3 protein-coding genes are annotated in these 3,766 nt (G+C 69.4%); all 3 read left to right on the top strand.

Features of this window, described 5'->3' with window-relative positions:
- Positions 1-735, top strand: a 735-nt coding sequence (locus tag QN350_RS19245) for a response regulator transcription factor (protein WP_323517141.1), incomplete at its 5' end; no start/stop codon positions are given.
- Entirely contained in the window at positions 732-1,895 is a 1,164-nt protein-coding gene (locus tag QN350_RS19250) for a glycoside hydrolase family 53 protein (RefSeq protein WP_322137753.1), read from the top strand. The genes QN350_RS19245 and QN350_RS19250, both read left to right, overlap by 4 nt.
- 156 nt (positions 1,896-2,051) lie before the next feature.
- Positions 2,052-3,674 (top strand): GGDEF domain-containing protein, encoded by a 1,623-nt coding sequence (locus tag QN350_RS19255; protein WP_322137752.1) that lies wholly within the window; start codon positions 2,052-2,054, stop codon positions 3,672-3,674.
- Positions 3,675-3,766 lie beyond the last annotated feature (92 nt).

A 3,766-nucleotide genomic window follows, 5' to 3' on the forward strand; every position in this document is an offset into this window, starting at 1 on the left:
GCCCCGACCCGAAGCGAAGCGATCGAGAGGACCCGAGTGGTAGCGGAATCCGACCTGCCTGCGCATATCCGTGCCGAACCCACCGGCCCAGACCTGCGCAGTGAACCAACCGTGTTCCTTCTCGACGACCAGGAAATCATGCGGGACGGCGTTCGCCACCTGCTCTCCCAGGCCGGGATCCGCATCGTCGGCGAATCCGGCTCTGTGCTCGACGCGCTCGGGCCCATCCACGCCCTGCGCCCGGACCTGGTCATCCTGGAAAGTCGGTTCGGCGATGGGACCGGTGCGAACGCGTGCCGCCGCATCCGTTCGGCCGACCCCGGCATCCGCTGCGTGATCCTCACCCACGACTCCGACGAGAATTCGCTGTTCGCGGCAATCCAGGGCGGTGCCGCCGGCTACCTCTCCAAGCGCATCGGCAGCGACGAACTCGTCGACACGGTGCGGCGTGTTGCCGCTGGGGAGATCTTCTTCAGCACGGCCCTCCGGGAACGCGAATCCGAGCGGATGCACCGCGCAGCCGGCATCGACCCGAAGCTCGCGGTGCTCTCGGAGCAGGAACGGAGGATCGTCACCCGCATCGCCCAGGGGATGTCGAACCGCCAGATCGCACAGGACCTGTTCCTCGCCGAGAAGACCGTGCGGAACTACGTCTCGATCGTGCTGGCCAAACTCGGATTCGAACGGCGCGGCCAGGCCGCTGTGCTGCTGTCGCGCGACCCGTCGAGCCCGTGACGGCCTGGCCGCCCGTGTGGACCCGGCGCCGGGCGATCCTGGCCGGGACCGCCGTGCTCACCGTGTCGGCGATCGTCGGCACCGGGATGTTCGTGGCGGCGGCGAGTCGAGTGTCGCCCGGTTCGCTCCGGATCCGCGGGGCAGACGTCTCCTTCGCCCTGCAGACCGAAGCGGCCGGTACGCGGCTGTCCGACGCCGGGCAGGTGCTCCCGGTGGAGCAGATCCTGGCGAACCATGGCGCCACCTACTTGCGGGTGCGGGTCTGGGTGGACCCGGCCCCTGGCACGAGCGACCTCGCCGCGGCCCTGACTCTGGCCCGGCGCGCCGCGGCTGCCGGCCTGCACATCGTGCTCGACCTGCACTACTCGGACACCTGGGCGGATCGCACGAACCAACAGACCCCCGCCGCGTGGCAGTCCCTCGGCCCCGATCAGCTCGCGGCGACCGTCGAGGACTACACCCGGGACGTGCTCACGGCATTCGAGGCCCAGGGCACTCCGGCGGATATCGTGCAGCTCGGCAACGAGATCACGAACGGAATGCTGTGGCCGACCGGCTGGCTGGCCGGAACAGCCGGGGACGACTGGACGCACTTCGACGAGTTGCTGCGGGCGGCCGAGCGGGGTGCGCACAGCACCGCGCTGCAGCATCCGCCTGCCGTGATGATCCATGTCGACACCGGGGTCAACGTCGAGCTGTCCACCCGCTTCTTCGACCACCTGGTCGGGGCCGGGATCCCGTTCGACCTGATCGGCGTGACGTTCTATCCGTTCTGGCATGGTTCGCTTCCCGAACTGCAGAACCTGTTGAACTCTCTCGCCTGGCGCTACGAGAAGGACATCGTGATCGCCGAGACGTCATACCCCTGGACCCTCGCCAACGCGGACGGAACGGCGAACATCGTGTCGACTGCGGCCCAACTGCCGGAGGCGGCGCTGTACCCGCCCACCGAGGCCGGCCAGCGTGCCTACTTCCAGGCGTTGCGCGCGGTGCTCCTCTCCGTTCCGGGCGGACACGGTGCCGGATTCCTGGATTGGGAGCCGGCCTGGCTCGCCGGGGTGGGCATCAGCAAGGACATCGGCAACGCCTACGACAACCTGACGCTGTTCGACGCGGCGGGCCGGGGCATTGCGGCGCTCGACGGCTTCGCGCCGCCGTGAAAAGTCAACCCCTTCGGGGGCCTTTTTTCCGGCCCAATCGGGTCTTCTGCGGTGTTAGGTTCGAATCAGTGACAGACAGTCGGGGGGCTGAAGGTGGACTCGAAGGCGGCAGCACCAGGTGTGCGTGCGGTTTCGGCAGCGCCCATTCGCGACGCCATGCCGCCACCCGCCACGTCCACGGTCGCCGAGCTACTGAACTTGTGCGAACGGTCGCGCGCCGACGGCCGGCATCTCGAAGGCGCCTCCGAGGCCGAACAGGTGCTTGCGACCGCGGACATCACGGCCGCCGAGCAGGGTCGGGCCCGCGAGCTCTTGTCGCTGCACCGGTTGCGGCTCGGCGAAGTGGAGGCAGCCGTTCAGAACGGGCTGCTCGCGCTCGAATACCTGACCCGCGCGGGCGAGCTCTTGCGGCAATCCCAGATGCACTGCACCCTCGCGCTCGCCTTCCACGAGACGGGCCTGAACGAGCCCGCGCTGCGGCACGTGCTCGGGGCCCTCGCCTCCTCCCGGGCGAGCGGCAGCCCGCTCGCCGAGTTCTGGGCGCTCAGCCGCTCGTCGATGGTGCATGTGGGAACCGGGGACTCGCTGCGGGCCCTCGAGCTGGGTCGGCAGGCGCTCGACCTGTCCCGGCTGCTCGAGGACGATGAGGCACAGTTCGCCGGGCTCAACAACCTCGGCGACACCTGCCTCGAATTCGCGCGCACCCAGGCCGCCCTCGGCCTCGAGGCGACGGATGCGCTCGGCGAGGCCCTTGACAACGTGCAGCAGGCCGCGGCGTTCGCCCACAGCCAGGGACACAGCTTCTGGGAGACGATCGCGCGCACGAACCTCGGCAGCATCCTGATCGAGCTGGGCCGGTATGCCGAGGCGCGCGAACAGATCGGCCTCTCCCAGAGCCTCGCCACGGCCAATGGCTTCCGAAACCTGGAACTCGACAACAAGACCCAGCTGGCCGAGATCACGCGCTTCGAGGGCCGCGTCGACGAGGCGATCCTGATGATGCTCGCCCAGCTGGCCGACAGCTCGGTCGAGGAGGACCCGGCGAGGCTCACCCGGCTGCATCGGGGCCTCGTGGAAATGTGCAAGGAGAGCGGTGAATTCGAGCGGGCACTCGCGCACGCCGAAAAGCTGCACGAGCTGACGCTCCGCCTCACCCGGCAGACGGCCGGGCTGCAGTCCCGGATGCTGATCAACACCCTCGAGATCGAACACGCCCGCCACGAGACCGAGCGGTCGCAGCTCGAGGCACAGGTGCTGCGCATCCGTGCGAACAAGCTCGACCAGCAGGCCCACACCGACCCGCTCACCCTGCTGCCGAACCGGCGTGCCCTCGACCGGCAGTTGCCCGCGCTGATGCGCCGGGCGAAAGACCGTGCGCAGCCGCTCTGTGCGGCGATGGTCGACCTCGACCACTTCAAACGGGTCAACGACGCGCACGGGCACGCCGTGGGTGACCGGGTGTTGGCGGCGATGGGGACGATCCTTTCGGATGCCATCCGGGACAGCGACCTGGCGGTGCGGCTCGGCGGCGAGGAGTTCCTGCTGGTCTTCGGCGACGCGACACCGGCCGACGCCGCGAAGGCCTGCGAACGCCTCCTCGTCGCGGTGAGCAGTTTCGACTGGGACGATTTCGCACTCGGGCTGGCCTGCACGGTGAGCATCGGCCTGGCCGTGCGGAACACCGGCGAACGCACGGCGCACTGGCTCGCCCGGGCCGACACGGCCCTCTACGCGGCCAAACGGGCCGGCCGCAACCGCGTCGAGTCCGCGCCGCACTAGTCGCGCGCGCCCGGCCCCCGCCCGCACCCCGTGAGGTGTCGCACATCGATGTTCCCGAGCAGGCGGAAGGTCGATATGCGACACCTCACGGA

Origin of the sequence: Cryobacterium sp. 10I5 (assembly GCF_035019865.1) — a bacterium.
In the GTDB taxonomy this organism is placed as follows: Bacteria; Actinomycetota; Actinomycetes; order Actinomycetales; family Microbacteriaceae; genus Cryobacterium; species Cryobacterium breve_A.